The 26,960-nt window shown below is 61.8% G+C and carries 23 protein-coding genes; 10 read left to right on the top strand and 13 right to left on the bottom strand.

What is annotated here, in order from left to right; all coding sequences use genetic code 11:
• Positions 1-8: 8 nt before the first annotated feature.
• The 7 genes from GGR23_RS06990 to GGR23_RS06960 form a co-directional block, all read right to left on the bottom strand.
• Positions 9-1,253 (bottom strand): glycosyltransferase, encoded by a 1,245-nt coding sequence (locus GGR23_RS06990; protein WP_183365448.1) that lies wholly within the window; start codon positions 1,251-1,253, stop codon positions 9-11.
• The gene (gene wecB / locus GGR23_RS06985) at positions 1,250-2,320 is read right to left on the bottom strand and encodes a non-hydrolyzing UDP-N-acetylglucosamine 2-epimerase (RefSeq protein ID WP_183365447.1); all 1,071 of its coding nucleotides are present in this window, start codon (positions 2,318-2,320) and stop codon (positions 1,250-1,252) included. The genes GGR23_RS06990 and wecB overlap by 4 nt, the downstream gene beginning before the upstream one ends.
• Before the next feature lie 27 nt (positions 2,321-2,347).
• Complete coding sequence (locus GGR23_RS06980; RefSeq protein WP_183365446.1) at positions 2,348-3,445, bottom strand: glycosyltransferase family 4 protein; 1,098 nt, start codon at positions 3,443-3,445, stop codon at positions 2,348-2,350.
• Between the two features lie 76 nt (positions 3,446-3,521).
• Entirely contained in the window at positions 3,522-4,628 is a 1,107-nt protein-coding gene (locus GGR23_RS06975) for a DegT/DnrJ/EryC1/StrS family aminotransferase (RefSeq protein WP_183365445.1), read from the bottom strand.
• The gene (locus tag GGR23_RS06970; RefSeq protein ID WP_183365444.1) at positions 4,625-5,185 is read right to left on the bottom strand and encodes an acyltransferase; all 561 of its coding nucleotides are present in this window, start codon (positions 5,183-5,185) and stop codon (positions 4,625-4,627) included. Before GGR23_RS06970 ends, GGR23_RS06975 begins: the two co-directional genes overlap by 4 nt.
• 1 nt (position 5,186) lies before the next feature.
• Positions 5,187-6,248: a Gfo/Idh/MocA family protein gene (locus GGR23_RS06965; RefSeq protein ID WP_183365443.1), complete on the bottom strand. Its 1,062-nt coding sequence runs from the start codon at positions 6,246-6,248 to the stop codon at positions 5,187-5,189.
• Between the two features lie 3 nt (positions 6,249-6,251).
• Complete coding sequence (locus tag GGR23_RS06960; protein ID WP_183365442.1) at positions 6,252-7,556, bottom strand: nucleotide sugar dehydrogenase; 1,305 nt, start codon at positions 7,554-7,556, stop codon at positions 6,252-6,254.
• 442 nt (positions 7,557-7,998) lie between these two features.
• On the opposite strand from GGR23_RS06960, the gene GGR23_RS06955 reads away from it, so the two are divergent.
• Complete coding sequence (locus GGR23_RS06955; RefSeq protein WP_183365441.1) at positions 7,999-9,012, top strand: NAD-dependent epimerase; 1,014 nt, start codon at positions 7,999-8,001, stop codon at positions 9,010-9,012.
• 37 nt (positions 9,013-9,049) lie between these two features.
• Here GGR23_RS06955 and GGR23_RS06950 read toward each other — a convergent pair whose 3' ends face one another.
• Together GGR23_RS06950 and GGR23_RS06945 are read right to left on the bottom strand one after the other, a co-directional pair.
• The gene (locus tag GGR23_RS06950) at positions 9,050-11,497 is read right to left on the bottom strand and encodes a GcvT family protein (protein WP_183365440.1); all 2,448 of its coding nucleotides are present in this window, start codon (positions 11,495-11,497) and stop codon (positions 9,050-9,052) included.
• 11 nt (positions 11,498-11,508) lie between these two features.
• Positions 11,509-12,387, bottom strand: coding sequence for a phosphotransferase (locus GGR23_RS06945; RefSeq protein ID WP_183365439.1), 879 nt, complete (start codon positions 12,385-12,387; stop codon positions 11,509-11,511).
• A gap of 167 nt (positions 12,388-12,554) precedes the next feature.
• Here GGR23_RS06945 and GGR23_RS06940 point away from each other — a divergent pair, with 167 nt between their 5' ends.
• The 3 genes from GGR23_RS06940 to GGR23_RS06930 all read left to right on the top strand — a co-directional run bounded on the left by GGR23_RS06940 (position 12,555) and on the right by GGR23_RS06930 (position 15,031).
• The gene (locus GGR23_RS06940; protein WP_183365438.1) at positions 12,555-13,343 is read left to right on the top strand and encodes a DeoR/GlpR family DNA-binding transcription regulator; all 789 of its coding nucleotides are present in this window, start codon (positions 12,555-12,557) and stop codon (positions 13,341-13,343) included.
• Positions 13,344-13,529: 186 nt separating this feature from the next.
• Positions 13,530-14,615, top strand: a complete 1,086-nt coding sequence (locus GGR23_RS06935; RefSeq protein WP_183365437.1) for a DUF475 domain-containing protein — start codon at positions 13,530-13,532, stop codon at positions 14,613-14,615.
• Positions 14,616-14,677: 62 nt separating this feature from the next.
• Positions 14,678-15,031, top strand: a complete 354-nt coding sequence (locus tag GGR23_RS06930) for a cupin domain-containing protein (protein WP_183365436.1) — start codon at positions 14,678-14,680, stop codon at positions 15,029-15,031.
• A gap of 41 nt (positions 15,032-15,072) precedes the next feature.
• On the opposite strand, the gene GGR23_RS06925 is transcribed toward GGR23_RS06930, so the two are convergent.
• Both GGR23_RS06925 and GGR23_RS23410 read right to left on the bottom strand, forming a co-directional pair.
• The gene (locus GGR23_RS06925) at positions 15,073-15,732 is read right to left on the bottom strand and encodes a hypothetical protein (RefSeq protein WP_183365435.1); all 660 of its coding nucleotides are present in this window, start codon (positions 15,730-15,732) and stop codon (positions 15,073-15,075) included.
• The gene (locus tag GGR23_RS23410; RefSeq protein WP_281375676.1) at positions 15,723-15,851 is read right to left on the bottom strand and encodes a hypothetical protein; all 129 of its coding nucleotides are present in this window, start codon (positions 15,849-15,851) and stop codon (positions 15,723-15,725) included. Before GGR23_RS23410 ends, GGR23_RS06925 begins: the two co-directional genes overlap by 10 nt.
• Positions 15,852-15,940: 89 nt before the next feature.
• On the opposite strand from GGR23_RS23410, the gene GGR23_RS06920 reads away from it, so the two are divergent.
• From GGR23_RS06920 to GGR23_RS06910, 3 genes are all read left to right on the top strand, one after another.
• Entirely contained in the window at positions 15,941-17,188 is a 1,248-nt protein-coding gene (locus GGR23_RS06920) for an NAD(P)/FAD-dependent oxidoreductase (protein WP_183365434.1), read from the top strand.
• Positions 17,189-17,615: 427 nt separating this feature from the next.
• Positions 17,616-18,977, top strand: a complete 1,362-nt coding sequence (locus GGR23_RS06915) for a glutamine synthetase family protein (RefSeq protein ID WP_183365433.1) — start codon at positions 17,616-17,618, stop codon at positions 18,975-18,977.
• Between the two features lie 2 nt (positions 18,978-18,979).
• Positions 18,980-20,287: an NAD(P)/FAD-dependent oxidoreductase gene (locus GGR23_RS06910; RefSeq protein ID WP_183365432.1), complete on the top strand. Its 1,308-nt coding sequence runs from the start codon at positions 18,980-18,982 to the stop codon at positions 20,285-20,287.
• Between the two features lie 36 nt (positions 20,288-20,323).
• Here the strand turns inward: GGR23_RS06910 and GGR23_RS06905 are convergent, their stop codons facing one another.
• On the bottom strand, positions 20,324-20,980 hold the full coding sequence (locus tag GGR23_RS06905) for a TetR/AcrR family transcriptional regulator (RefSeq protein ID WP_183365431.1): 657 nt from the start codon (positions 20,978-20,980) through the stop codon (positions 20,324-20,326).
• A gap of 229 nt (positions 20,981-21,209) precedes the next feature.
• Here GGR23_RS06905 and GGR23_RS23515 point away from each other — a divergent pair, with 229 nt between their 5' ends.
• The 3 genes from GGR23_RS23515 (at position 21,210) to GGR23_RS06890 (ending at position 25,323) form a co-directional block, all read left to right on the top strand.
• Entirely contained in the window at positions 21,210-23,669 is a 2,460-nt protein-coding gene (locus GGR23_RS23515; RefSeq protein ID WP_343066611.1) for a D-arabinono-1,4-lactone oxidase, read from the top strand.
• Positions 23,666-24,832 carry an alanine racemase gene (locus tag GGR23_RS06895; protein WP_183365430.1) on the top strand — a complete coding sequence of 389 codons (1,167 nt, stop codon included), beginning with the start codon at positions 23,666-23,668 and terminating at the stop codon, positions 24,830-24,832. Before GGR23_RS23515 ends, GGR23_RS06895 begins: the two co-directional genes overlap by 4 nt.
• Before the next feature lie 98 nt (positions 24,833-24,930).
• Positions 24,931-25,323: a hypothetical protein gene (locus tag GGR23_RS06890; protein WP_183365429.1), complete on the top strand. Its 393-nt coding sequence runs from the start codon at positions 24,931-24,933 to the stop codon at positions 25,321-25,323.
• On the opposite strand, the gene GGR23_RS06885 is transcribed toward GGR23_RS06890, so the two are convergent.
• A complete protein-coding gene (locus GGR23_RS06885) occupies positions 25,290-26,942 on the bottom strand; it encodes a GMC family oxidoreductase (RefSeq protein ID WP_183365428.1) in 1,653 nt (550 codons plus the stop codon). The genes GGR23_RS06890 and GGR23_RS06885 overlap by 34 nt on opposite strands.
• Positions 26,943-26,960: the final 18 nt, after the last annotated feature.

Below are 26,960 nucleotides of genomic sequence, written 5' to 3'. Positions count from 1 at the left end.
GTCGGGCTTCAAGCGTCGGCCTTATTGGCGATTGCCTCGTCGAGGATGCGCGAAAAATCATGGCCAAGCTTCTGGTAGTCAAAGTGCTCAATCACGTATTGACGACCGTTACTTCCCCAGGTGCGCAGAATATACGGGTCGGCTTGGACCATTGCCACCATGCCCTTCGAAATGGCATCGACATCATCAGGCGCTACCGTGATACCACATAGAGCATCCTTGACCATATTGTTTTTTGGATTGCCAGCGAACAAAATGGGCCTTGCAGCAGCCATGTATTCAAACATCTTGTTCAGGCTGATGCCGTACCTATACAGTTCGAGATCGCGAAGATTGACAACGAATGCATCCGCTTCCGCAGCGAGAGCGGGAATTGCGCTTTTCGGTACTGGCGGCTCGAAGCTGATGTCTTCGCCCGTGCTTAGCGACTCGGCCAGCTCCCGAAGCGCTGTCTTTTCGGGACCGGAGCCTACCATTCTCAAGCGACAGGCAAGAGCGGGGTATTCTTTGCGGACTTTGGCGAAGGCGCGGATGACCGGAGCCAGGCCATTGGCTACCCCGTGACTGCCAAAATACATAAATGTAAACGGACCGCCGCGGACCTTGTCAGCCGAATGGTTGAAATTTGTTATAACGGCACCGTTGGGGAGCCAGCGCACCTTGCTTGAATCGATGCCCAAGGATCCGATGTATTCGTGCGCTGAAGGCAGGAGGGTAATGATGCGTTGTGCGCGTTTGTAAAGATACTTCTCCCATTGCCTCATGACGACGGCGACCGGGCCGTTCCGGGATATCTTGCCCATGGCAATGATTGTCTCTGGCCAAAGGTCCCGCACTTCAAACACAAAGGCTGCCTTTCTTCGTTTTGCGAGAAAGTATCCTGCTAGAGCAGCAAGGGGATGAAAACTCGATCCGACGACGACATCCGGGCGCGGCAATGTATCTGTAGTTTCGCCCTGCATTACGTTGAAAAAATAGCTGAGCATGTTTCTTATGCGGGCCAAACCGTTTGTTGTATACGAAGGACCTTTGACCCAAAGGAAAGTCACACCACCGATTTCTTCAAGCCGAGTTTTTTCCGCATCGCCCAATCTTTGGCGGCCAGTTCCATGCTCAACGCTTGAGGCGACAATTACTGGTTTCCACCCCAGGGACCTGATACTTTGGCACAGGGAATAGTGACGTGTTCCCCCTGCGCCTCCCCCGCTGGGCTCCTGCGCATAATGGCTAAGAATCCAGACAACCTTCGTCACTGAAGAAGCACCTCAGCGATATGTGCCGCAGCATTTCCCTGGCCGTAAGGCTCAATGTCTGCGCCGACCCTCCCTATCTTATCCAAAATCTGCGAAGCAAGATCGGGGAGGCTCGGTGACAAGAGGGTGTTCCAGCCGGAGGCTACAAGTTCAACCCATTCGGTCTCATCCCGCAGCGTTACACAAGGGACCTTGAAGAAGAAAGCCTCCTTTTGGACTCCACCAGAGTCTGTGGCAATGAGCGTGGCATTCGCTTCCAGGGAGATCATGTCGAGGTATCCCACCGGATCAATTGCCATAACGTTTTTAAACGAAAAGCCTATCTGGGCGAGCTTTTGCCGGGTTCTGGGATGTAGCGGAAGAACTACCTGCATGGAAGCCGCCACAGTTTCGAGACCGTCCACGATATTTAAAAGCCGGATGGAATCGTCCGTGTTTTCCGCACGATGGACGGTCGCAAGTACAAACTCTTTCTCTTTCAGTGCAAGCCGCTCCATTACCGAGCTGCGGCTTCTTGCCACGTCCGCGAAGTGAAGGGAGGCATCGAACATAACGTCCCCAACGAAGTAAATGGTGGAGGGATCCGCTCCTTCGCGCAGCAAGTTTTCACGAGCTGACTCTGTCGACGCAAACAGATAACGCGCCATATGATCCGTGAGTATACGATTTAGCTCTTCGGGCATCTTCTTATTGAATGAACGAAGGCCCGCCTCCACGTGAGCCACGGGAATATGAAGCTTCGCTGCTGCGAGGGCCCCTGCAAGCGTCGAATTTGTGTCCCCGTAGACTAGCACGCACTCTGGCTTAACCTGCAGCAACAATGGCTCGATTTTCTGCAGCATTGCGCCGGTCATCTCACCATGGCCGCCGCCGTGAATTGCGAGATTGTGTTCAGGTGGATCAATACCAAGCTCTTCAAAAAACACATCTGACATATCTGCATCGAAATGTTGGCCGGTATGAACAAGTATCTCGTGAAACTTTGATGTAGCCTTAAGTGCAGCGCTAACCGGAGCTACCTTAATGAACTGCGGTCTTGCCCCGACTATTGTCACAATCTTCTTCATGGATATCTCGACTCGTTCGCTTGACGATCATATCTGAGTATAAAACTTCACGAGCTTCTCAGCTTCGTTAGGCCAGTTGTATCTGTTTTTGGTGGCCTCTTGCCCCCTCCGTCCCATAGCCTCTGCTTCAACCGGATTCATGATGATCCAATCGATGGCACGGGCAATTTCTTCAGGCTTCGCTGGATCCACACACAGCCCACATCCAGACCCCTCAACGACTTCCCGCCACAGAGGAAAATTCGAAGCGATGACGGGAAGTCCGGCTGACATGTATTCGAACATTTTATTCGGCTGGGCTTCTGTATGATTGGGAGCAGGCAGAAAGGTAACAATACCCGCTCGAGAACGCGCCATGATGCTCCGAACACCGATTCGGTCAACAACCCCAGCTTCCTTTACGCGGCTCCATCCCGCATCTTCCTTCATATCGACTCTGAGGCTCGCGTCTTGAACTGGCCCCACAAGGTTCAGGACCACATCTGTCGTTACAAGCCGCATCGCGCTTACAAGTTCCCGACAACCTCTGATCCAGGATATGCCGCCGACGTAGCAAACTTCATTTGCGCGCTTGGGGTTTTTCTCAGGCGCTTCGAGCTCTCCTAATAGGGGGAAATTGTTGATGGCCTCGACACGCTTGGCATAGGCCGAAAGTTTCTTCGTGATGCTCGGCGTTGCTCCGATCAGACCTGACATCATTCGAAACGCCAAGGCTTCACCTCCTTGGACAGCTGCAGAAACAACCGCCTTTTGCCATTCGGAGAGATAGGGTTTCGACTTTATTTGCTTGGGAAGATCTTCATGTGCGTCGAAGATGACCTTAGCGCCCAATGCACGAAGACACAGGCCCCAAGGGATCAGTTCCGGATCGTGAAGATGGTATACGTCAGCCCGAAGCCGTCTGGCTCTCTTGAATACTCTTCGGCTAGAATGCACCATCCGATCAATACGGCTTCCAGCCGAACCCGTATCAAGGATGTGCACTCCTTCAGAAATTTGGTCACCCTTTCCATCTGCCACCACTAGGCTAACGTCGTGCCCCGCCTCAACGAGGCTCCGGCATTCCTTCATGAAGATCCGGATGTCAAAGCGGCCATGTGCCGATGTAAGATGTGCAATTTTCATTCTTAATCCATCGGCTCGGGAAAGAGCTGCGCCTGAGGGATCTCCCCACGAGCTCCAGAGGAGCGACCGTACGTCATCACCCCTTGAGTACACCCACGATCCGCTCCTGATCCGCTTCGGTCAAATAGGGATGCATCGGCAGGCTGAAGACGCAGTCGGCGAGATATTCCGTGTTGGAAAGGTCGCCGGAAACGCGGCAGAGACCGTCATAGGCGGGCTGCCGGTGTAGAGGCGTAGGGTAGTGAATCGCAGTCGGAATATCGGCAGCCTTCAGCGTTGCGAGAAGCTCTTCCCGCCGTTCGGAGATCACCGTGAACTGCGCCCACACGGAGGTGCGACCGGGACGGACCGTAACGGTCTTCACGGCGTTGTTGCCTTCGAGAAGGGAAACATAGCGGTCGCCGATGGCGATCCGGCGCTCCACTTCCCAGTCAAAGCGTTCCAGCTTGGAGAGGACCACCGCGCACTGCAGCGTATCCATGCGTCCGCCGACGCCGATGCGGGTGTGGTAGTAGCGACGTTCCTGACCATGGACCCTGATCTCGCGCATGGCCTTCGCGAGATCGCCGTCGTTGGTGAAGATCGCCCCGCCATCGCCATAGCAGCCGAGCGGCTTGCTGGGGAAGAAGCTGGTGCAGCCAATATGCGACACGTTGCAGGACTTGCGTCCCTGGTAATCGGCACCGAAGCTCTGCGCGGCGTCTTCAATAACGGCGATGTTGCCATGGCGGGCAGCAATCTCGTTGATCGCATCCATGTCCGCAGTCTGGCCATACAGCGAAACCGGGATGATCGCCCGGGTTCGGTCGGTGATCGCTGCCTCGATCTTCGTGGCGTCGATATTGCAGGTGTCACGCTCGACATCGACGAAAACAGGAACGGCGCCGAGAAGCGCGATGACCTCAGCGGTCGCTATGAAGGTGAAGGCTGTGGTGATCACCTCGTCGCCCGGCTTGACGCCCAGCGCCATGAGCGCGATCAGCAGTGCCTCGGTACCCGACGAAACGGTGATGCAATGGGCCGATCCCGTGTAAGCCTCAAGCTTCTCCTCAAGCTCGCGCACTTCCGGACCCATAATATACTGGCCGTGATCGAGAACCTTCTGAATCCGGCTGTCCACGGACTGCTTCAGTTCGGCATACTGCGTCTTGAGGTCGATGAAATCGAGGCGTTTCGCGGTCATAGCGGCTTGCACTCCGTAGCGGTAATTTCAAAGCGGGCCCCACACTCGCAGGTGATGGTGCCCGAGCCCTTCAACTGGGTGCCGCACCGGCACATCCAGCCCTTGCGCTTTGCCGGCACACCCAGCATCAGCGCATAAGCCGGCACGTCGGTATTGACCACCGCGCCCGCGCCGACAAAGGCATGATCCCCGATGGTGTTTCCGCACACGATCGTGCAGTTTGCGCCAAGGGAAACACCCTTGCCCACCACTGTCTGGCGGTACTCCGCCTTGCGGTTGATGGCAGAGCGGGGATTGTAGACATTGGTGAAGACCATGCTCGGGCCGCAGAACACGTCGTCACCGAGGCGAACGGCATCGTAGACCGAAACATTGTTCTGGATCTTCACATTGTCGCCGATGACGACATCGTTGCCGACGAAAACGTTCTGCCCGAAAGAGCAGCCCTTGCCGATCCGGGCACCGCCGCAGATATGCGTCCAGTGCCACACGCGGCTGCCTTCGCCGATCTGCGCACCTTCGTCGACGATGGCCGTGGGATGAATTGTCACCGTCATGTCAGTAATCCAGCGGCAGCGCGATGCGCTTGCCGTCACGCGCCGAGAGATAAGCGGCAATCAGCGTCTCCAGGGACTTCAGGCCTTCGCGGCCATCGGTCTCCGGAATGTCCTCCCCCCTCAGTACGTTGATGACGTTGTCATAGTAGAGAGGGTGCCCGAAGCCATAAACCGAGGTGGTCGCGTACGACGCGTTCTTAACCTCTGCATCATCGGGATGCGGTTCGGCAAACTCCCAGTGCTGGATCTCGTTGACGGCCACGCCGCCGATCCGCACGGTCCCCTTCTCCCCAATCACCGTGATGCTGCCTTCCAGATTCTTCGGGTAGGTCAGCATGGTAACGTTCATGGAGCCAAGAGCGCCGGACCGCCAGCGCACGCTGATGACGGCCGTATCTTCCGTCTCGATGTTGCGGGCGAGCGTGGCCGTATAGGCCTGAAGGCTTTCGATCGGGCCGATCATCCAGTCCAGCAGATCCACGTAGTGGCTTGCCTGGTTCATCAGCGCACCGCCGTCGAACTCCCAGGTGCCGCGCCATGCGGCGCTGTCGTAATATTCCTGCGGGCGAGTCCAGAAAACGTTCAGGTTAACCATGTAGATCCGCCCGAAACGCTTCTGGTCCAGTGCGCGCTTGAGCAGCTGAAGCGTGGCGTTGCGGCGGTTCTGCTTGACAACGAAGAGGCGCACGTTGGCGTCGTCGCAGGCCTTCACCATCCGCAGCCCATCCTGCCAGCGCGTGGCCATCGGCTTTTCCGTCATCACGTGGCGGCCCGTGGCAGCCACTTCGACAGCCTGATCTGCGTGAAGGCCGCTCGGCGTCGTCAACACAACAATATCGGCATCGGTGGTGGACAGCATGTCGGACAACCGAAGGTGCGGCCGCGCACCCGTGAGCTCGGCAGCCTTGTCGAGCGCCACCGGGTCGATGTCGCAGACATCAACGATCTCGGCGCGGTTGCCGTGCTGCTTCATGGCAGCAAAGTGGTTCTGTGCGATGCGGCCGCAGCCGACGAGCGCGAACTTGATCTTCCGATCTGTAATTCCGGGGGCGAAACTGCGCATGGATTATGCCTTGGTGATGTGTTCGAAGGGCTCGAGATAGCGGCCGCGGGAGTCGACGATCAGCTTCGCGTTGTCGCGGATCATGTCATAGTCGAAGCGGTCGTGATCGGTGGCGAGCAGCACACAGTCGAAGGAAGCGAGGCTTTCCGCCGTCAGCGGCACGCTCTTCAGATCAAAGTGGTGCTCGCGCATCTTCGGGAAGGAGGGGATGTGCGGATCGCTGTAGGCGACTTCGGCACCCATGTCGCGCAGCTTCTCCATGAGCATGACCGACGGCGATTCCCGCATGTCGTCCACATTCTTCTTGTAGGCGATGCCGAGTACCAGAATGCGGCTCCCGGCGACGGATTTCCTTGCCGAGTTCAGCGACGACATGATCTTGGCGATCACGTAGTCAGGCATGGAGGAATTGATCTCCCCTGCCAGTTCGATGAAGCGGGTGTGCACTCCATATTCGCGCGCCTTCCAGGTGAGATAGAAGGGGTCGATCGGAATGCAGTGACCGCCAAGGCCGGGGCCTGGATAGTAGGGCACGAAACCGAAGGGCTTGGTTGCAGCCGCGCGGATGACCTCATGAATGTCGATGCCCATCCGGTCCGCCACGATCTTCATTTCGTTGACCAGGCCGATATTTACAGCGCGATGAATGTTTTCCAGAAGCTTGGTCAGTTCCGCTGCCCGTGTGGAGCTGACGGGCACGACGCGATCGATCACCTGGCCATAAAGCGCAACGCCCGCTTCCAGACAGGCCGGGGTGCAGCCGCCGCAGACCTTGGGAATGGTGCGCGTCGTGAAATTGGGATTGCCGGGATCTTCACGCTCGGGGGAAAAGGCCAGGAAATAGTCCGTGCCGACCTTGAAGCCACGCTTCTCGATCCGGGGCAGCAGTTCCTCATCCGTGGTTCCGGGATAGGTGGTGCTTTCCAGCGACATGATCTGCCCCGCACGGATGTGGGGGATAAGGCTGTCCACGGTGTTCAGGACGAAGCTCAGATCGGGCTCGCGATACTTGTTCAGCGGTGTCGGCACGCAGAGGATAAGGGCGTCCACTTCACCCGCGCGGGAAAAATCCGTCGTCGCCTCGAAACCCTGCTTTCTTGCCTCGGCAATGGACGATGCCGCGATATGCTCGATGTAGCTCTCGCCCTTCATCAAACGGTCGACCTTCTGGTCGTCGATGTCGAAACCCAGGACCTTGTAGCCAACCTCGGAATAGCGGAGCATCAGAGGCAGGCCGACATAGCCCAGGCCCACGATGCCGATAACGGCTTCCCTGTTGTTCAGTCTTTGCACAAGCGCAGAGGTCATCTATGCCCTTTCCCGGCCAACACCCGAATCCAAACGCACGCCAGGACCCGCAAAGTTGTTTGCTACAACTGCAAACATGTGCGCAGAAGCGCTTCGGGGCCATGGCATTTCGCCGGTGAATGCACCCTGAACGATGCCCCCGGCGATGAAATGTCTGCTGCGTCATATCGATTTGCGGGGGAAATTTCAACGTACAGAACGTCATTGCCTGGGCGAATCTAACAACAGCCGACATTGGAACATTACAATCTTCCGATGTATTCGCCCCGATCGGTCTGCATGAAGCGATGTCCGGTCCGGTAAGCCTGGAGCGAATCGGAGCGGGTTTCGCTACCCCTCACATCCGCCCGGGGCTTCCTGTCCGCGCAGATTTTCCCCGCAGGCTTTCCGCAACGCAACGGACAAGATAACCTGCCATGGAACGGCAAAAGGAACGGATGATTTGAAGATACTGGTTACAGGCGCTGCCGGCTTCATTGGCATGCATACCTGCCTGAAGCTCCTCGAGCGGGGAAACGAGGTCGTGGGGCTCGACAACATCAATGACTACTATGACCGCAGCCTCAAGGACGCGCGGCTGGCGCTACTCGCAGAGAGGCCCGGATTCCGCTTTCTGCACGCAGACATCGAGAACGCCGCCGAAATGCAGGCCATATTCGGGGAAGGCAGGTTTGACAGGGTCATCCATCTCGCCGCGCAGCCCGGCGTGCGCTACTCGCTCGCAAATCCGCATGCCTATGTGAATGCAAATGTCCAGGGGTTCCTGAACATACTCGAGGGATGCAGACACCATCCGGTGGAAAGTCTGACCTATGCCAGCTCCTCCTCGGTCTATGGCGGTTATGCCACCCTGCCCTTCCATGAGTCACAGAACATCGCCCATCCGATCAGCCTTTACGCGGCCACCAAGAAGGCGAACGAGCTGATGGCGCATACCTACAGCCATCTTTTCCGCATACCAACGACCGGTCTGCGCTTCTTTACCGTTTACGGTCCATGGGGCCGCCCCGACATGGCGCCGATGCTGTTTGCCAAAGCCATATCCGAAGGCCGTGCGATAGACATTTTCAACAACGGGGACATGCTCCGCGACTTCACCTACATCGATGATATCGTGGAGGGTGTGGTGCGTGTCAGCGACAAGCCGGCGACGCCGGACCCGGGCTACGATCCCGCACAGCCGGACCCGTCCATCAGCAACGCGCCTTACCGCATCTTCAACATCGGCAACAGCCAGCCGGTGAAGCTTATGGATTTCATCGCAGCGCTGGAGAAGGCCATGGGGCGGGAGGCGATGAAGAATTTCTTGCCGATGCAGCCTGGCGACGTGCCGGCAACGTCGTCGGACACGACTGCCCTGGAAAGCTGGGTCGGCTTCAACCCGAATACTCCCATCGAAACGGGCGTTGAGCGCTTTGTCGACTGGTACAAGAAGTTCTATCGCATCAATTCGTGAAAGGAAGAGGGGCGCATGAAGCGCCCCTCTCCCCCTCTCAGCCCTTGATGCGGCTCATCGAGGGATCGTAGAGCGGCTTCAGGCTGACCTTGCAGGGGATGCGGGTCATGGCGACGTCGAGTTCGTAGGTGCCGGAAAGGACGAAATCCTCCGTCACGCCCTCGGGATTGCGGACATAGCCGATACCGATCGCCTTTCCGACGGTGTAGCCGAAGCCGCCGCCGGTGAGCCAGCCGACCCGCTTGCCGTCGCGGTAGATCGTCTCGCGCCCGAGCAGGACCGTATCGGGATCATCGGGCACGAAGCAGGCGAGCATCTTCTTCACACCGCCCTTCACCTGCGCCTCGATGGCGGCACGGCCCTTGAAGGGCGTCCCCTTCTTCAGCTTTACCGCCCAGCCGAGACCGGCTTCGACAGGCGTGTGGTCGGGGCCGATATCCGAGCCCCAGGCGCGATAGAATTTTTCCAGGCGGCAGCTTTCGATGGCGCGGTAACCGGCATTGACGAGGCCATCCTCGCGGCCAGCCGCCATCAGGGCTTCGTAGACCGTTGTGGCATATTCCACCGGCAGATGCAGCTCGTAGCCAAGCTCGCCCACATAGGTGACCCGCAGCGCCCGGACAGGGCAACCGGCAATGCCGATGGTCCTGACCGTGCCGAAGGGGAAGGCGGCATTGGAAACGTCAGAGCGCGTCACCTTCTCGAGTATCGTCCGCGCCTTCGGCCCCATCAGCGACAGCACCGACCAGCCGGAGGTGACATCCACCAGCTCCGCATGCAGGCCTTCGGGAATGTTCCTGGCGATCCAGTCGAAATCATGGGTGGCAAAGCCCGTGCCGGTGACGATGTAATATTCGTTCTCGGCAACGCGGGCGACGGTAAGGTCGCATTCGATGCCGCCCTTGTCGTTCAGCATCTGGGTATAGACGAGCGAGCCCACCGGCTTTGCCACATCGTTCGCCGCAATCCAGGAGAGGGCTTCCTGCGCATCCCTCCCCTTCAGCACGAATTTGGCAAAGGAGGTCTGGTCGAAGATGACGGCCGCCTCGCGCACGGCCCTGTGTTCCCGGCCGACGGCGTGGAACCAGTTCTGGCGTTCGTAGGTATAGACATCCTTCGGCTCTTCGCCGGCGGCAAGATCGGCAAACCAGTTCGGCCGTTCCCAGCCGAGCTTTTCGCCGAAGCAGGCGCCCTGCGCCTTCAGCCGGTCATAGAGCGGCGACTTGCGGCAGGGGCGGCCGCTCGAATGTTCCTCATGCGGGAAGGCGAGCGTGTAGTGCTTGCCATAGGCCTCCAGCGTGCGGGTGCGCACCCAGTCCGTATCGAAATGGGGACGACCGAAGCGGCGGATATCGACCGGCCACAGATCGTAGGGCGGTTCGCCCTTCGCCACCCATTCGGCAAGCGCCATGCCCGCGCCGCCGCCGGACGCGATGCCAAAGGCATTGAAGCCCGCGCCGACGAAGAAATTCTTCAGCTCCGGCGCCTCACCGAGAATGAAGTTGCCATCGGGCGTGAAGCTTTCCGGCCCGTTGATAAGCTGCTTGATGCCCGCCGTTTCCAGGGCCGGCACGCGGCCGAGCGAAAGCTCCATGATCTGCTCGAAGTGATCGAAGTTGGAGGAGAGCAGCGTGTAGTGGAAATCCTTCGGGATTCCATCCATGGCCCAGGGGATCGGGTTCGGCTCGTAACCGCCCATCACCAGACCGCCCACCTCTTCCTTGTAATAGGTAAGCCTGTCCGGGTCGCGCAGCGTCGGCAGGTTCGAAGGCACGCCGAAGGCCTCCGTCACCATATACTGGTGCTCGACCGAGACGAGCGGCACGTTGACACCGTAGCGGGCGGCAAAGCTGCGGGTCCACTGGCCGGCGCAGACCACCACCTTCTCGCATTCGATCCGGCCGCGCTCGGTAATCACGGCGCGGATGCGGCCCTTGTCGATCTCGAGATCGAGCACTTCCGTATCCTCGAAGATCGAGGCGCCGGCCATGCGGGCACCCTTGGCGAGCGCCTGGGTGATGTCGGAGGGGTTTGCCTGTCCGTCGGTCGGCAGGAATGCGGCACCGACCAGATCGTCGATGGTCATCAGCGGCCAGAGCTCCTGGGCCTCCTTCGGCGTGAGAAGCTGCATGTCCAGACCGAAGGACTGGGCGGTCGTCGCCTGGCGCTTCACTTCCGTCCAGCGCTCCTGGTTGCAGGCAAGGCGAAGCCCGCCGTTCATCTTCCAGCCGGTGCCTAGGCCCGTTTCGGCCTCCAGCGTCTTGTAGAGATTGACGGAATAGCCGAGCAGCTGGGTGATGTTGGCGCTGGTGCGCAGCTGGCCGACAAGGCCCGCCGCATGGAAGGTCGTGCCTGAAGTCAGTTTCTTGCGCTCCAGCAGCACCGTATCCGTAAAGCCGAGCTTGGCGAGGTGATAGGCCGTGGAGCAGCCGATGATGCCGCCGCCGATGACGACGATCTTGGCCGTAGAGGGAAGTTCCTTCATGGCGGGTCCTTTTACATGTGCGAGAAGGTGTCGTAGGCGCGCTCGAAGCGCTGAAGATTTTCCGCCGTATAGGCGGCGTAGTCGAAATCGAGCGTAGAATGGATCTCGGAGATCATGCTCCACATGGTCTCGCGCAGCAGCGAGGCGCATTTCATCGCCTCGTAGCGGCGGATGAGCTCGTCGGAGACCGGCCGTTCGTAATAGAGCTCCAGCATCCTGCGTTCATCGGCCGGCGAAAGCTCGTTGTTTGAAGCAAGCCCGCCAAGATCGAAAAGCGGCGTGTTGAAGCCTGCATAGTCCCAGTCGATCAGCCAGAGCCGATTGCCGTCATCGAGAAGGTTGGCGGCCAGCAGGTCGTTGTGACCGAACACGATCTCGAAGGGGCCGGCGGCCTTTTCCAGCCGATCCGCCTTGTCCATGAGCTCGGCCAGCAGCGGCCGATGTCGGCTCTGCCGGTCCGCCAGCTCGCCCGCATAATCGCGCACCACATGAAAAACCCAGAAGACGGCGGCGGCCCCGCGGAAATGCTTCGGTATTTCCCGGTGGCAACTGCGGATCAGCGGCACGATGCGTTCCAGCATCGAAGGCGCTCTCACCTCCTTGGGCGTCAGGGCATGCGCATCGATGTAATCCAGCACCAGCAGGCCGGGCTGATGATGCAGGACACGGGGAGAAAGGCCGGCCGCATGGGCCGCGCGGCTGGCGGCCAGCTCGTTGTCCCTGCGGATATGATGCACGGGAATGTCGGCCCCGAGGCGGACGACGGCGCGGCGGCTGCGGTCCTCCACCAGATAATTCCGATTGGTAATGCCGCCGCTCAACGGACGGACGGTGATTTCGCCGTCCCATAGCGGCAGCGCCCTGATCTCCCGGTCAGGCGAGGCACTCATGGCTGTTCCCTTGCTTATGCTTGTTGAAGCGAAAGGTTCCGCGAATACCTGGTTCTGTCAAGAAATATCCACATTACCACTCGTGGATTTGACTTTGTGTGGATTTTTGTTGATTCTTGGGCTGGATGATTGCCTGAATCCACAGGACGCCGCAGGAAAGCCAACAGATGATCGATCCCTCCAGCCCCACGTCCCGAGCGGCCAATCACCGGGAGCGGGAGATTCTCGACGAACTCAGACTGGCCGGCGGCTCCGGCCGCATACCCTTTCTCGCGCAGCGGCTCCGGGTGTCGGAGGAAACGATCCGCCGCAACATCCGCGCGCTGGAGGCGGAAGGGCTTGTGGTGAAGGTTCATGGCGGAGTTCACCTGAAGGAGAGCGGCGGCGAGCAGCCGCTCCATTTCCGCATGGGCGAGAATGCGGATGCCAAGCGTGCGATTGCCGCGCGGGTGGCAGAGCTGGTGGCCGATGGAGACAGCCTCTTCCTCGATATAGGCTCCACGACGGCCTTCATCGCCGTGGCGCTTCAGAAACACCGGGACCTGACGGTCGTCACCAATTCGGTCGCGGTCGCGCATACGCTGGTGGGCCGGAACGGCAACAGGATCTTCCTTGCCGGCGGCGAGCTGCGCCCGCACGACGCGGGTGCCTTTGGCGCCGAGGCCGTTTCCTTCGTCCGGCGCTTTCACCTGAAGCTGGCGATCCTGTCCACGACAGCGGTCAATGCCGCATCCGGCTTCATGCTGGCCGACATGGAAGAGGCAGAGCTTTCGCGGGAGGCGGGAGCGCGCGCGGAGAGGCGCGTTGTCGTGGCCGACAGCGCCAAGTTCGGCCGCAGCGCACCGATCGTGCCGATGGAGGCGTCGGCCTATGACATGCTCGTCACCGACCGTTCTCCCCCGGAGGATATCCTCGCCATGCTCGAAAGAAACGGTGTGAGCCTGGCCATTGCCTGACGTCGCGCGATCTTGACGCTTGACCGGGCAGCAATCTTGGCTACTTACAGGGTTGTGTCCGGTCCGGCGGCTATTTCGCGGGCGGACGGCCCCTCACCCGGTACCGGGCCCCTCTGGCGGGAAGTTTCGGCGCTCCCGTGATGTCGGTACCTTTGCTTTTCCTGCCGTCAGGGTTTTACCATAACCATGACACAGAACACTCTTCTGCATTACTTCAAGTGGGCGTTCATCGTCACGGCCTTCGGTCTGGTGCTTGGCGCCGTCCTGGGCTGGGTGAATACCGGCACGATCGGCGGCACGGCCACCGTATTCTTCATCTGCCTTGTTCTCGCGGTGCTGGAAATCTCGCTGTCCTTCGACAATGCGATCGTCAACGCCAACAAGCTCAAGGACATGACCCCGGTCTGGCAGCACCGCTTCCTGACATGGGGCATCGTCATCGCCGTCTTCGGCATGCGCATCGTCTTCCCGCTGGCGATCGTGGCCATTGCCGCCCATATCGGCCCGATCGATGCCCTTGTCATGGCCGCGGCGAGACCCGACGACTATGCGCGCATCATGACCGACGCGCATCTGCCGATTGCCGCCTTCGGCGGTACGTTCCTGCTGATGGTGGGCCTAACCTACTTCTTCAACCACGAGAAAGACGTTCACTGGATCGCCTTCATCGAGAAGCGGATGGCGCGGATCGCGACGGTCAAGGGCATCGAGATAGCACTCGTGCTGATCCTTGTGCTCTTGTTCTCCTCGCTGCTCGAGGGCGAGGAATCGGTCGCCTTCGTCTATGCCTCGATCTACGGACTTCTGACCTTCCTCGCGGTCGAGGTGCTGGGCGGTCTGCTCGACTATTCGCAGGAGACGATGTCGGCGGCAGCGCGAGGCGGCCTCGGTGCCTTCATCTATCTCGAGGTGCTGGATGCGAGCTTCTCCTTCGACGGCGTGATCGGCGCCTTTGCACTCACCAACAACCTCTTCATCATCGCCATCGGCCTCGGGATCGGGGCGATGTATGTGCGCTCGATGACCATCATGCTGGTGGAAAAGGGAACGCTTGCGGAATACCGCTATCTCGAGCACGGGGCCTTCTGGGCCATCGTGATCCTCTCCGTGATCATGTATGTGCAGACGCTCTTCCACATCCCGGAGGTCATCACCGGCCTCGCCGGTGCCGGTCTGATCGGCATCTCCTTGCTGGCGTCGATAAGGTACAACAGGCTCCATCCCGAAGGGGAAGGCGAGCAGGAGACGGAAGAAGCACTCCGTCGTATTTAGACCGCCGCTCCGCCGGCAATCCGACTAGAAGTCCTCCCGATACCATCAGGAGGACTTTTTTCATGCAGACCGTAACGCGCCTTGGCGACACCGCAGGCATCGAGCCCGATACCAACGATCTCGAGGGCTGGGTGGTGGTCGACGGCAACCCGTCCATGAAGACCTGGGCACTGCACACCTCGTCGGACGGCACCATGGCCTCGGGGGTATGGGAATGCACCCCCGGCACCTATCACGCCACCTATTCCGCCTATGAATTCGTCCACATGATCGAAGGGCGGATCGTGATCACCCCCGATGGCGGCACGCCCGTCACCGTTCAGGCTGGCGATGCCTTCGTGGTCGAGCATGATTTCAAGGGCACGTGGAAGATCGAGGAAAAGGTGCGCAAGCACTTCGATTTCCGGCTGAAATGACAGCAGGCCCAGGGGGCGGGCATAGGCCGCCCCCTGGGCCGTCATCCCCTGCGTCGGAAAAGAACGCAACCCGGGCAGAGGGGCTCGCCCGCCTCATGGATCCGGCAGCAGCCGCCACGCTGCAGCAGGCCGGTTTCTTCCGCTTCTGGCCAGCGCAGCTGCCGATTGGCAAGCGGTGAGCCCTGCTGCTTCGCGATCCTTTCAAAGAGGTGCCGCGCCTCTTCCAGCCGGCCGGTTCGCCGGCCGCAGTCCAGAAGGCCGAGCGCAATGCCATCGGCGAGAACCCGCCAGAGGCCACCCCTTCCCATGCGCGCCCGCACGGCAAGGCCCGCAACCGGATCACCCAGAACCGACACCACATGCTCCTCCGCGCCCCGTTCCGGAACCTTGAGGTGCAAGCGGACAAGGCCGGCTGACGACGACCCGCCGGGCGGCAGGAGGCGATAGCTTGCGGACCGCGTTTCCGCGCCGCCCACGCCGCGGGGTCCCGCCGTCATCAGCGCAACGCCGATGAAGAATCCCAGCTGGTTCAGGAACATGGCCGCTTCGCCCTTCGGGCCGAGGCCGGGCCAGAGCCTCTGCTGCCAGTCGAGCAGCGCAGCCCATTGCGGGTGAGCCGGATCGGCAAGCGCCGAGAGCGCATGCCCTTCCTCCGGCCCGGAAAGCAGGTCCAGCACGGGATAGTCCTTTTTCAGCGCCACGGGATGTCCTTTGCGCTTGCCTGCAGCAGCCGGAAGGCTCCTGAGATGTCATTGATGCGGCACTTTCGTGCTTTGCCCGGATTCGTGACGGCCAAATGCTTCATTTTCAGTGTTTTCATGCCTTTCACGTTTCCATTGAAAACAATAATTGCATTTGCAGGCGAAGGCGGGCAATCACCCTTTGCAGCATGGTTTCGGGATGGAAATGATGGCGAAGACGGCGCTTGTGCTTGGGGCAGGAATTGTGGGCGTATCGGTCGCGGTGCATCTGCAGCGGCGCGGCTTTGCCGTCACCCTCGTGGACCGCCGCGGGGCGGGCGAGGAAACCTCCTATGGCAATGCCGGCCTGATCCAGCGAGAAGGGGTTGTGCCCTACGGCTTTCCCCGCGAGATCGGCCTGCTGATCCGCTACATGCTGAACAACCGCATCGACGCCCATTACCACGCGACGGCGCTTCCCGCCGCGGCGCCCTTCCTGCTGCGCTACTGGTGGAATTCCGCGCCGGAGCGTCACAAGGCCATCGCCAGAGCCTATGCGCCGCTGATCGAGAACTCCATTTCGGAGCACCGCGACCTGATCGAGGCATCCGGCGCAGAAGCCCTTGTCGGCAAGCGGGGCTGGCAGAAGGCGTTCCGGACGGCGAAGGTGCGCGACGAGGAACTCGCTCAGGCGGAACTCTGGCGGCAGGAATTCGGCGTTTCCTACGAGGCGCTGGATGACAGGGCGCTGGCGGCGGCCGAGCCGCACATCAGGCCCGGCTTCATCGGCGCGTTGCGCTGGACGGATCCCTGGACGGTTCTGAGCCCGCTTTCGCTGACGCAGGCCTATCTGAAGCTCTTCGAAAGCCTTGGCGGCCGCTTCGTCACCGGGGATGCAAGCACCCTGAAAAAGACTGCCACCGGATGGATGATCGATACCGCCGAGGGCAAGGCGGAGGCCGAGCAGGCCGTTGTTGCACTCGGTCCGTGGGCCGAGGCGATCACACGCTCCCTGGGCTACCGCCTGCCGCTGGGCATCAAGCGCGGCTATCACATGCATTATGCGGCCGAAGGCAATGCGGTGCTCAACGACTGGACCATGGACGCGGAGCGCGGCTATTTCCTCGCGCCGATGACACAGGGGATCCGCCTGACGACCGGCGCCGAATTCGCCGATCTCGGCGCGCCGAAATCACCCGTCCAGCTCGACCGCGCGGAAAAGGTCGCGCGCACGGTTTTCCCGCTCGGCCGGCGTCTCGATCCCGAGCCCTGGATGGGCGCCCGCCCCTGCACGCCGGACATGATGCCAGTGATCGGCAAGGCACCGCGTCACGAGGGCCTCTGGTTCTCGTTCGGCCATGCGCATCACGGCCTGACTCTCGGGCCGGTCACCGGCAGGATTCTGGCGGAAATGATGGCCGGCGAGACGCCCTTCATCGATCCCGCGCCCTTCCGTCCGGAGCGTTTCGGAGCCTGAAACGGGCGATTTTCGAAGATTTTTCCCGGCTTCCTTAATCCAAGGGAATCAGCGGCTTACGCTTCGCTCCGCTGCCCCGCGCCGGCGCTCTCTGCCGGAAAATGGCCGTCTGTGGCTGGTTTTTGACGGAATTTTGGTATATTAAACAACCACCGTCACAAAAACCGGGAATCCCGGAACCACCCGCGCAAGGGTGGCCGGGCACAAGAGACGATGATCCGCTTCTTGCATTTCAGCCACGAAAGTGGCGACCGTTAGCGTAGCTCCGGCTTCTTCACACGGACGCGAATTGGCGTCGGTGCGGTCCCGCCCATCCTCCTTTTTCCGGACATTCTTTCCCCGGCTCTCTGAGCCCGGAGTGCGATATCCGGTGCGGTCCGCGTCCTGGCCTGCCGATTCAGGAAAAGATCTATCAATCTGGTGACTTATGGATTTTGCGACTTATGCGCAGGATTTCCTGCGCGACAACCCGGACATCGAGGTCCTGGAGGCTTTCGTCATTGACGTGAACGGCGTGCCGCGCGGCAAATGGATCCCCCGCGAGCGGGCCCTCGACGTCCTGACAAAGGGCATGGCCATTCCCCGTTCCGTCTACGCGCTCGACTGCTGGGGCCGCGACGTGAATGCTGCAGGGCTTGCCGAGGGCACGGGCGATCCCGACGGCCTCTGCTTTCCCGTTCCGGGCACGCTGTCCCGCGTGGACTGGCTGGAGCGCCCGACCGCTCAGGTGATGCTGGGCATGCGCAACGGCGACGGTTCCGGCTATTTTGCCGATCCGAGACAGGTGCTGGCGAATGTGCTGAAACGCTTCGCCGAGGCGAAACTGACGCCCGTCGTGGCGACCGAACTCGAATTCTATCTCATCGATCCCGTGCGCAATGCCCTGGACCCGGTGCGCCCGCCCCATTCGCGCGAGGGGCGGTGGCATGCCAGCCAGACGCAGGTTCTCTCGATTTCGGAGCTGCAGGATCTCGAGCATGTCTTCATGGACGTCGCCCGTGCAGCCAGGGCCCAAGGCGTGCCGGCGGATACCGTGCTGCGCGAGAACGGGCCGGGCCAGTACGAGATCAATCTCAACCATGTGCCGGATGCGCTTCAGGCGGCGGATTTCGCGGTCCTGCTCAAGCGCATCGTCAAGGGCGTGGCGCGCAAGCACGATCTCGACGCCACCTTCATGGCAAAGCCCTATGGCCTTCAGGCGGGATCGGGCATGCATGTGCATTTCTCGGTTCTCGACGAGCATGGCCGCAACATCTATGTGAGCGAGACCGACAAGCCGGCGGACACCCTGATGCATTCGGTCGGCGGGCTTCTGGCCAGCATGGGCGAGAGCATGGCGATCTTCGCGCCCCATGCGAACTCCTACCGGCGGCTCCGGCCTTCCGAACATGCACCCACCTATGCCTCCTGGGGCTTCGACAACCGCTCTGCCGCGGTGCGCGTGATCACCTCGTCCAGGCCCGCGACTCGCATCGAGCATCGCGTCGCCGGTGCAGACACCAATCCCTACCTGGTGCTCGCGATGATCCTGAACGGGGCTCTCACCGGCATGAAGGAGAAGCACAATCCGGGCGGCGCCATTACCGGTGACGACCACGCGATCAATCACGAGCCGCTGCCCACCAACTGGGATTACGCGCTCCAGCGCTTTGCCAAGTCTTCCTTCGCCTATGCGACGCTTTCTCCGGAATACCGGGCGCTCTACACGGCCTGCAAGCAGCAGGAACTCTCGGAATTCTCCCTTCGTGTGACCGACGTCGAATACGACGCCTATATCAGGACTGTCTGATCATGAACGCACATATCTCTTCCATCAGCACCAATCCCGGCCATGCCGCCACCTGGTATGCCGCTTCCGCCAACGACCAGCGCGTGCGTCCCACGCTCAAGGGCGATCTCGAGGCCGATGTCTGCGTGATCGGCGCCGGCTTCACCGGCGTCTCGGCGGCGCTCGAGCTTTCGGAACGGGGCTTCAAGGTCGTGGTTCTCGAAGGCACCCGGATCGGCTTCGGCGCTTCGGGCCGGAACGGCGGCCAGATCGTCAACGGCTACAGCCGCGATCTCGAGACGATCGCGCGCCGCTACGGCCGCGACAAGGCCGTCGAGCTCGGGCGCATGTCGCTCGAGGGCGGCAACATCATCCGCAGCCGCATCGCAAAGTACGACATTGCCTGCGACCTTCGCCATGGCGGGTTCTTCGGCGCCTTCACCGACAAGCAGATCCGCGAGATGGAAGCGGTCAAGGCAAACTGGGAGAAGCACGGCCACACCGGCCTCGAGATGGTCTCGAAAGCCGAAGTCGGCCGCTACGTGAAGACCCATGTCTATGCCGGCGGCATGATCGACAGGCTCGGCGGCCACATCCATCCGCTGAACCTCGTGCTCGGCGAGGCCCGTGCCGTCGAGGCGATGGGCGGACAGATCTTCGAAAATTCCCGCGTCGTCGCGGTCGATCAGGGCCAGCGCCCCCGGGTGCGCACGGCTGAAGGCTCCGTCAGCGCCCGTTACGTGCTGGTATGCGGCAATGCCTATCTCGGCAGCCTGCTCCCCGAGATCGGCGACCGGATGATGCCGGTATCCTCCCAGGTGATGGCAACCGAACCGCTTTCGAAGGACCTCATCGAAAACCTGCTGCCGGCCGACTACTGTGTCGAAGACGCCAATTACGTGCTCGACTACTACCGCCGCACGGCGGACAACCGTCTGCTCTATGGCGGCGGCATCGTCTATGGCGGCCATGATCCCCGGACACTGACCGGCAAGATCCGCCCGAACATGCTGAAGACCTTCCCGGAGCTCGGCAATGTCCGCATCGATTTTGCCTGGAGCGGCAATTTCGCCCTGACCCTGTCGCGCATCCCGCATATGGGACGGCTGTCCGACACCGTCTATTTCAGCCACGGCGACAGCGGCCATGGCGTGACGACGACGCATCTCCTCGGCAAGATCCTCGGCGAGGCGGTCGCCGGCCATGCGGAGCGCTTCGACGTCTGGTCCTCGCTGCCGAACTTCCCCTTCCCCGGCGGCAAGACGTTCCGCGTGCCGCTGACGGCGCTCGGTGCCTGGTATTACGGCCTCAGGGACAGGCTCGGGATCTGAAGCCAGGAGCCGGACCGGCCATGGCCGGTCCGGAGGCTACCGGGGCCTGCCATCCGCTGGGGCAGCGATGCGGTCGATCTGCAGGTGAACCACATTGGCGAATTCCTGCAGCATGGCCTCGCCATCGCGGCCCTCCATGGCGAAGGACATGCGCACCGTGGAACTCGCCAGCTGGAACAGCAGGAACAGTGTCCGCCGGTATTGCGGCCTCGCCGCTTCCGGAAACAGGTGGACGCTTGCCTCGAAAAACTCGCTGACGAGCTTTTCGGTCTCCTCGAGATCCTGGTTCTGCAGCTTCTTGTCGGCGTGGACCGCGTTGACGAGATCGAGAAGCGGCGGGTTCTCGCGCATCATCCGGTTGTATCGCGTCAGCATCTGGTCGACGGCCCGGTGCAGGCGGGCAAGGGAATTGATCTCGATGAGGCATTCCGAGATGAGAATGCCGATCTGCCGGTTGTAGCGCGCGTAAAGCGTGGCGATGATCGCCGACTTGTTGGGGAAATACTGATAGACGGAAGCAATCGGCCCGCCCGAATGCTGGGCGACCTCCTTCATGGTCACCGCATCGATGCCCTTCTCGCCGATGAGGCGCATGGCAACCGCGAGGATTTCGTCCACACGCTCGCGCGACCGCTCCTGCTTGGGAAGCCGCCTGAGAAGCGAACCGCCCACTGCCGTATCTGGCCCGTCCATGTCCTGATCTCCCGCCTTCCTCCGTCGACCCCCGCAACATTCTTTAGAAGCAATTGCCCCGAAAGGAAGAGGCGATTTCGGATTTTGTTCCCGCAAAGCCTGCATTTCTGCGCCAGACTTCGGCTGAAAAAGGTGAAGCGGGAAATTTTGCGGCAGACCGAAAGGAATAGTTGATACTTTATCAGATTTCCGCTTAGCTTGCATCGGGGAGATCAAGGGGAGGACGATCATGACCGAGGCGACCTTTGGAAACGTCGCGAATGCGGCGAGCGGCAGCTTGGCGCGCTGGGCGGCGCTGTGGATCGGATCGGCGGGACTGCTGATCATCGGCCTTCAACCCATCCTTCTCGGCGCGGTCTTCTCCGAGGGACGCCTCACCTTCGACGAACTGGCCATCGCGGCGACGCTGGAAATCATCGCCCTTGGCATGAGCTCCGCGGTCGCGGCCTTCTGGAAGCGGCGGGTGCGCATGCAGGCCGCGCTCTTTCTCTGCGCCGCTGCGCTTTTCAATCTCCTGACCGCCGGAAGCGAAGGCGCTGGCGCGTTCATCCTGTGGCGCACGCTGGCCGGCATCGCCGAAGGGGGGCTCGTCGCCATCGCTGCGGAGATGATCGCCCGCGCCCCGGTGCCGGAGCGGGCGGGCGGCCTCTTCGTCATCCTGCAGACCCTCGCCCAATGCCTTCTCGCCATCGCCTTTTCCCTGAGCATCCTCGCCGATTATGGATCGGCAGGCGGTTTTGAGGTCCTTGCCGCGGTTTCCCTCCTGTCTCTGGCAGCCGTTCCGCTCATCCTCGCGGCCTATCCGCCGCTTGCCAGCCGCTCGGGCGGCGTCGGCTTCCTCAACCGCATCTCGGGCATGGCGCTCCTCGCGATCTTTCTGTTCTTCCTCTTCATCGGAGCGACATGGGCCTTCCTCGAGCCCATGGGGCTTGCGAGCGGCGTCAGCGGACACGATGTCGCGCTGATGGTCTCGACCAGCCTCGCAACGCAGATCGTCGGGGCGATGATCGCGACGGGGCTTTCCGGCGGACGCCTCACGTTCGGTGCGGTCATCGCGTCCGTTCTGGCGAGCATGGCCGTCTGTGTCGTCTTCCTCGCCCAGCCCGGCTGGACGATGTTCGGGGCAGCCATTCTCGGCACGGGTTTCATCTGGCTGTTCGTGACGCCTTTCCAGATAGGCTTGACCGTCATGGCGGATGAAAGCCGCTCGACGGCCCTCCTGGTACCGGCCGCACAGCTCTTCGGCGCGGCGCTCGGTCCGCTGGGGGCATCCCTCTTCATCGACGGGCAGGATGCGCGGCTGGTGCCCGTCTTCGGCCTCGGCTGCCTTGCGCTCAGCCTGCTGTCGCTGTTGCGGTTCAGGACGCTCCTTGTCCGGCGCTCCGCCCGGGAAAAGGCAGAGGCTCTCGCTGCGCCGCGATGGAGCAACTGGTCGGGTTCGGTCAGGGCCAATCCCGAAAACCTCCTTCAGCCGATGGATGTGGACGCGCTCGCCACGGCTATCCGTACGGCCCCGGGACCGATCCGCATTGCCGGTTCCGGCCATTCCTTCACGCCGCTCGTGGAAACGGCAGGCACCCTTCTCGATCTCACGGCCTTCAGCGGTCTCATCCGCCACGATCCGGAAAGGCATACCGCCACAATCGGCGCGCAGACGCGGCTCGGTGCACTGACGCCGCTGCTGGCCGGCATCGGACACGGCCTGCCCAACATGGGCGATATCGACAAGCAGGCCTTTGCCGGCGCGCTCGGCACGGCAACCCACGGCTCCGGCCTCGGCCTCGGCGCCTATCACACGCAGATCCTCGACATGACGCTGGTGGACGGACGCGGTTCGCTGCGTCGGCTGGAGCGCGCCTCCGATCCCGATCTTGTCCACGCGACCGGCGTAACGCTCGGCATGTTCGGCGCGCTGACCGAGGTGACCATCCAGAACATTCCCGCCTACAATCTGCGCCGGCGGCGATGGATCGTGCCGATCGGCGACATCCTCGACGGGTTCGAGGCCTTCATGCGCGGACATCGATCCGCGGAATTCTACTTCATCCCGTTCTCCGGCCATGCCCTCCTCTGCACCATCGACATGACGACAGATGCGGCAACGGAAAGGCCGACCGAGGACGACGAGGAGTCACTCGCCATTCTCAAGGCGCTGCGCACCGGCCTGCTGCGCGCGCCCTGGCTTCGCCGCAAGCTGATCGGGGCTGCGCTTAGGCGCGTTCCCGCGGAGGACTATGTTCAGGCCTGGCAGAACGTCTATACGAGCGACCGGCGGACACGCTTCAACGAAATGGAATACCACCTGCCCTTTGAAGCCGGTGCCACTGCGCTCCGCGAGATCATCACGCTGGCGGAAACCCGCTTTCCGGAAGTGTATTTCCCCATGGAGGTCCGTGCGGTCGCCCCTGACGAGTTCTGGCTGAGCCCCTTCTACCGCCGGGAAACCTGCTCGATCGCCATCCACCATGACGCCGCCGAAGATCCGACCGCCTTCATGCGCGAGGCCGAGGCCATCTTCCGGCGGCATGATGGCCGACCGCACTGGGGCAAGATGCACAACCTCACCGGCGGCGATTTCGCAACGATCTACCCGCGCTTCCGCGACGCGCTGGAGGTCCGCCGCGACTTCGATCCCGACGGCCGTTTCCTCACGCCCTACATGCGCCGGCTGCTGGGCATCAACGGATGACAGAGCGCTATTTCAACGCCCTTTCGGCGGCCCTGAAGTCTGCCGGCTTCTTTCGCCCGACGCTCGTGATCGATCGAAACAGGCTCGACAACAACATCGACCGGATGATGCGGGGAATACCCTCCCATGCGGCGCTGCGGGTGGTGGACAAATCCCTGCCCTCCGTTCCGCTGCTGCGTCATGTGCTGTCACGCACCGGGGCAAGCCGCATCATGACCTTCCACCTGCCGATCACCCGGGCCGTCCTCAATGCCTTCACGGATGTGGACCTGCTCTTCGGCAAACCCATGCCCGCAGCGGCAGCGGAGCAGGCCCTCGCGCAGGCCGAGCCGGCGCTGAGAACGGCACTGGAGCACAGAACCGTGTGGCTGATCGATACGCCGGAGCGGCTTTCGGCCTATGCGTCTGTCGCGGAACGGCAGGACATCACCCTGCGGATCGCCTTCGAGGTGGATGTGGGCGTGTGCCGTGGCGGCGTGGGAACACCGGAAGCGCTCGAGGGACTGGTCAAGGCAGCGCGAGCCCATCCCCGCCTCCGGGTCGAGGGACTGATGGCCTATGAGGCACACATCGCCGAGATCCCGGCGCTGGCGGGCGGCCCGCAGGCAGAGCAGAGGCGAGTGGTGGAGCGCTTTGCCCGCTTCGCCGCGTGCCTCAAACCCGAGGAAAGCCGCATTCTTAATACGGGCGGGAGCAAGACGGCCCTGCTCTACGATGCCGCCCTGAGGGGGAACGACCTGTCGGTCGGCTCCGCCTTCGTGCTGCCCTCGGACTTCGATACGCCGGGCCTTCAGGGTTTCGAGCCCGCGGCCTTCATTGCCACCCCCGTGCTGAAGGTTACCGATGCGAAAGTGCCCGGTCCGCCTGTTCTGACGCGCATCCTCAGCCGCGCGGGTCTCTTTCCCCGCCGGTGCTGCTACATCTATGGCGGAGCCTGGATGGCGCGCCCGATCCACCCGCCCGGCATCCGCGAAAACCGCATCTGGGGCCGCTCCTCCAACCAGCAGTTCATGGAACTGCCGGCCGAAGCGCACCTGCAGCCGGACGACATGGTATTCCTGCGCCCGACCCAGAGCGAGGCGGTGCTGCAGCAGTTCGGGGAAATTGCGGTATATGCAGACGGGCAGATCGTCGACACCTGGGCTGCCCTTCCCACGGGTTGATCCACCCAGAATATGTCGACCTGAGGTGGATTAAGTCCCGGACATCGAGAGTTTTTCCTGCCATGGATGTGCAAACCAACAACCTTGGAAGGATAACCATGCTGAAAGGCACTCTTATCTTCGCGTCGGTTCTTGCCCTGAGCGCACAGGCCGCGCTGGCCGAAAGCGTCAGCGTACCGGCTGGCGAGACCTCCGCCATCATCGACTTCACCAACCTCGACGACGCCTGCCAGACCATAGGCAAGCCGCGCGGCAAGGTGGAGCGGCAGCCGAAGCACGGGAAGGTCACCTTCCAGTGGATCAGCCTGACGCTGGACGAAGATTACGGCTCGTGCAAGGGCAAGCATGCAAAGGCACTGCGCGTTCTCTATACGCCGGACAGCGGCTATCGCGGTGCGGATTCGTTCAAGGTCGGCGCCACCATGCCCGCCTATGAGGACGGATCGGGCAGCCGCTATTACGGCGACGCCTTCGAGCTCACCGTCGAGTAAGCCGGCTCTCGTTCATCCCGGGAGGCCGCCCGGATCATGTCGGCGGCCTTCTCGGCGATCATGATCGTCGGCGCATTGGTATTGCCGCCGATCAATGTCGGCATGATCGAGGCGTCCACGACGCGAAGGCCCTCGACGCCCCGGACCCTCAGTTTCGGATCGACGACCGCGTTTTGATCCGAGCCCATCCGGCAGGTGCCGACCGGATGGTAGATGGTATCGGAGCGCTGGCGGATCGTTTCCAGGAGGCTGTCGTCGTCCCGCCCGGCGGGCTTGAGCTCCTCGCGGATATGCCGTTTCAGCGGCTCGCTCTCCATGATCGAGCGCATGCGCTTTGCACCCTCCAGCAGCACCTGCTGGTCCCGCTCGTCCCAGAGGAACCGCGGGTCGATCACCGGCATGTCGGCGGGGTCGGCGCTCGCGAGCCGCACTTCGCCGCGGGAATGGGGGCGAAGCACGCAGGCATGGCATGAATAGCCATAGCCGAGATGCATCTTGCGGGCATGATCGTCCACCAGTGCGATGAGGAAATGCAGTTGCACGTCGGGACGGTCCAGGTTCGGACGGGTGCGAAAGAAGGCGCCGCTTTCCGCAAATGTCGTCCGCAGCCGCCCGGTGCCATGCCGGCGCCACTCGCCGATCCCGGCGCTCATCGCGGCCATGGACCCCGGCGCCAGCGCCACGAGATCCTTGGTACGCGCGCGGTACCACAAGGTGAAATCCAGATGGTCCTGAAGGTTCCGGCCGACATCGGGGCTGTGGGCGAGCGGCTCGATGCCCCGCGCCTTCAGATACGCAGCAGGACCGATACCGGACAGCATCAGCAGCTGCGGCGACAGAAAGGCTCCCGCAGAGAGGATCACCTCTCTTCCCGCCTCGACCTGATCTTCGACCCGTCCCTTCCGGTAGCGGACGCCGACTGCCCGGCGTCCCTCGAACAGGACGCGCGTCGCATGGGCGCCGGTCACGACCGTGAGGTTCGGGCGATCCAGAACCGGATGAAGATAGGCAGCCGCCGTCGAGCAGCGTTCGCCAAGACGCGGGCCGTGCCAGAACTGGGTGACCTGATAGACACCCGCTCCATCCTGAACGGTGCCGTTGAAATCGTCGTTGCGGGGAATGCCGTTTTCTGCCGCGGCGGCGATGAAATCCTGGTTGATGGAGCGTACCCACGGCGCGTCCGAAACCTGAAGCGGTCCGCCGGTGCCATGAAGCGGCCCGCCGCCCCGCTGATTGTCTTCCGCCTTCAGGAAATAGGGCAGCACCTCCTCGAAACTCCAGCCGGTGCATCCGCGCGCAGCCCAGTCGTCGTAATCCGTCCGGTGACCGCGGACATAGAGCATCGCGTTGACGGAGCTCGATCCTCCGAGGCCCTTGCCCCGGGGCTGGTAGCCACGCCGTCCCCCAAGGCCTCGCTGGGGAACGGTCTCGAAGCCCCAGTTCATCGAGGAGACATGCCCGGGCACGATCGCAGCCGCTGCCATCGGCACGCGCATCAGAATGCTGCGGCCATCGCCACCGGCCTCCAGCAGGCAGACCCGGATTGCCGGGTCCTCGCTCAGACGCGCAGCCAGAACCGCGCCCGCCGAACCGCCTCCGACGATCACATAATCGAACATGGATTGCCCTCCGCCGGA

It is taken from the genome of Gellertiella hungarica (genome assembly GCF_014197145.1).
Classification (GTDB): domain Bacteria; phylum Pseudomonadota; class Alphaproteobacteria; order Rhizobiales; family Rhizobiaceae; genus Gellertiella; species Gellertiella hungarica.
Note: the sequence above shows the minus strand (reverse complement) of the source record. Positions and strands in the feature narration are given on the sequence as shown.

Excerpts from the sequence above, each read along its gene's own strand:
- GGR23_RS06915 (WP_183365433.1), top strand. The coding sequence starts at position 17,616 with ATGGATTTTGCGACTTATGCGCAGGATTTCCTGCGCGACAACCCGGAC.
- GGR23_RS06935 (WP_183365437.1), top strand. The coding sequence starts at position 13,530 with ATGACACAGAACACTCTTCTGCATTACTTCAAGTGGGCGTTCATCGTC.
- GGR23_RS06950 (WP_183365440.1), bottom strand. The coding sequence starts at position 11,497 with ATGAAGGAACTTCCCTCTACGGCCAAGATCGTCGTCATCGGCGGCGGC.
- GGR23_RS06910 (WP_183365432.1), top strand. The coding sequence starts at position 18,980 with ATGAACGCACATATCTCTTCCATCAGCACCAATCCCGGCCATGCCGCC.
- GGR23_RS06930 (WP_183365436.1), top strand. The coding sequence starts at position 14,678 with ATGCAGACCGTAACGCGCCTTGGCGACACCGCAGGCATCGAGCCCGAT.
- GGR23_RS06975 (WP_183365445.1), bottom strand. The coding sequence starts at position 4,628 with ATGACCGCGAAACGCCTCGATTTCATCGACCTCAAGACGCAGTATGCC.
- GGR23_RS06960 (WP_183365442.1), bottom strand. The coding sequence starts at position 7,556 with ATGACCTCTGCGCTTGTGCAAAGACTGAACAACAGGGAAGCCGTTATC.
- GGR23_RS06890 (WP_183365429.1), top strand. The coding sequence starts at position 24,931 with ATGCTGAAAGGCACTCTTATCTTCGCGTCGGTTCTTGCCCTGAGCGCA.
- GGR23_RS06965 (WP_183365443.1), bottom strand. The coding sequence starts at position 6,248 with ATGCGCAGTTTCGCCCCCGGAATTACAGATCGGAAGATCAAGTTCGCG.
- GGR23_RS06980 (WP_183365446.1), bottom strand. The coding sequence starts at position 3,445 with ATGAAAATTGCACATCTTACATCGGCACATGGCCGCTTTGACATCCGG.
- GGR23_RS06970 (WP_183365444.1), bottom strand. The coding sequence starts at position 5,185 with ATGACGGTGACAATTCATCCCACGGCCATCGTCGACGAAGGTGCGCAG.
- GGR23_RS06885 (WP_183365428.1), bottom strand. The coding sequence starts at position 26,942 with ATGTTCGATTATGTGATCGTCGGAGGCGGTTCGGCGGGCGCGGTTCTG.
- GGR23_RS23410 (WP_281375676.1), bottom strand. The coding sequence starts at position 15,851 with ATGAAAACACTGAAAATGAAGCATTTGGCCGTCACGAATCCGGGCAAA.
- GGR23_RS06905 (WP_183365431.1), bottom strand. The coding sequence starts at position 20,980 with ATGGACGGGCCAGATACGGCAGTGGGCGGTTCGCTTCTCAGGCGGCTT.
- GGR23_RS06920 (WP_183365434.1), top strand. The coding sequence starts at position 15,941 with ATGGCGAAGACGGCGCTTGTGCTTGGGGCAGGAATTGTGGGCGTATCG.
- GGR23_RS06895 (WP_183365430.1), top strand. The coding sequence starts at position 23,666 with ATGACAGAGCGCTATTTCAACGCCCTTTCGGCGGCCCTGAAGTCTGCC.
- GGR23_RS23515 (WP_343066611.1), top strand. The coding sequence starts at position 21,210 with ATGACCGAGGCGACCTTTGGAAACGTCGCGAATGCGGCGAGCGGCAGC.
- GGR23_RS06940 (WP_183365438.1), top strand. The coding sequence starts at position 12,555 with ATGATCGATCCCTCCAGCCCCACGTCCCGAGCGGCCAATCACCGGGAG.
- wecB (WP_183365447.1), bottom strand. The coding sequence starts at position 2,320 with ATGAAGAAGATTGTGACAATAGTCGGGGCAAGACCGCAGTTCATTAAG.
- GGR23_RS06945 (WP_183365439.1), bottom strand. The coding sequence starts at position 12,387 with ATGAGTGCCTCGCCTGACCGGGAGATCAGGGCGCTGCCGCTATGGGAC.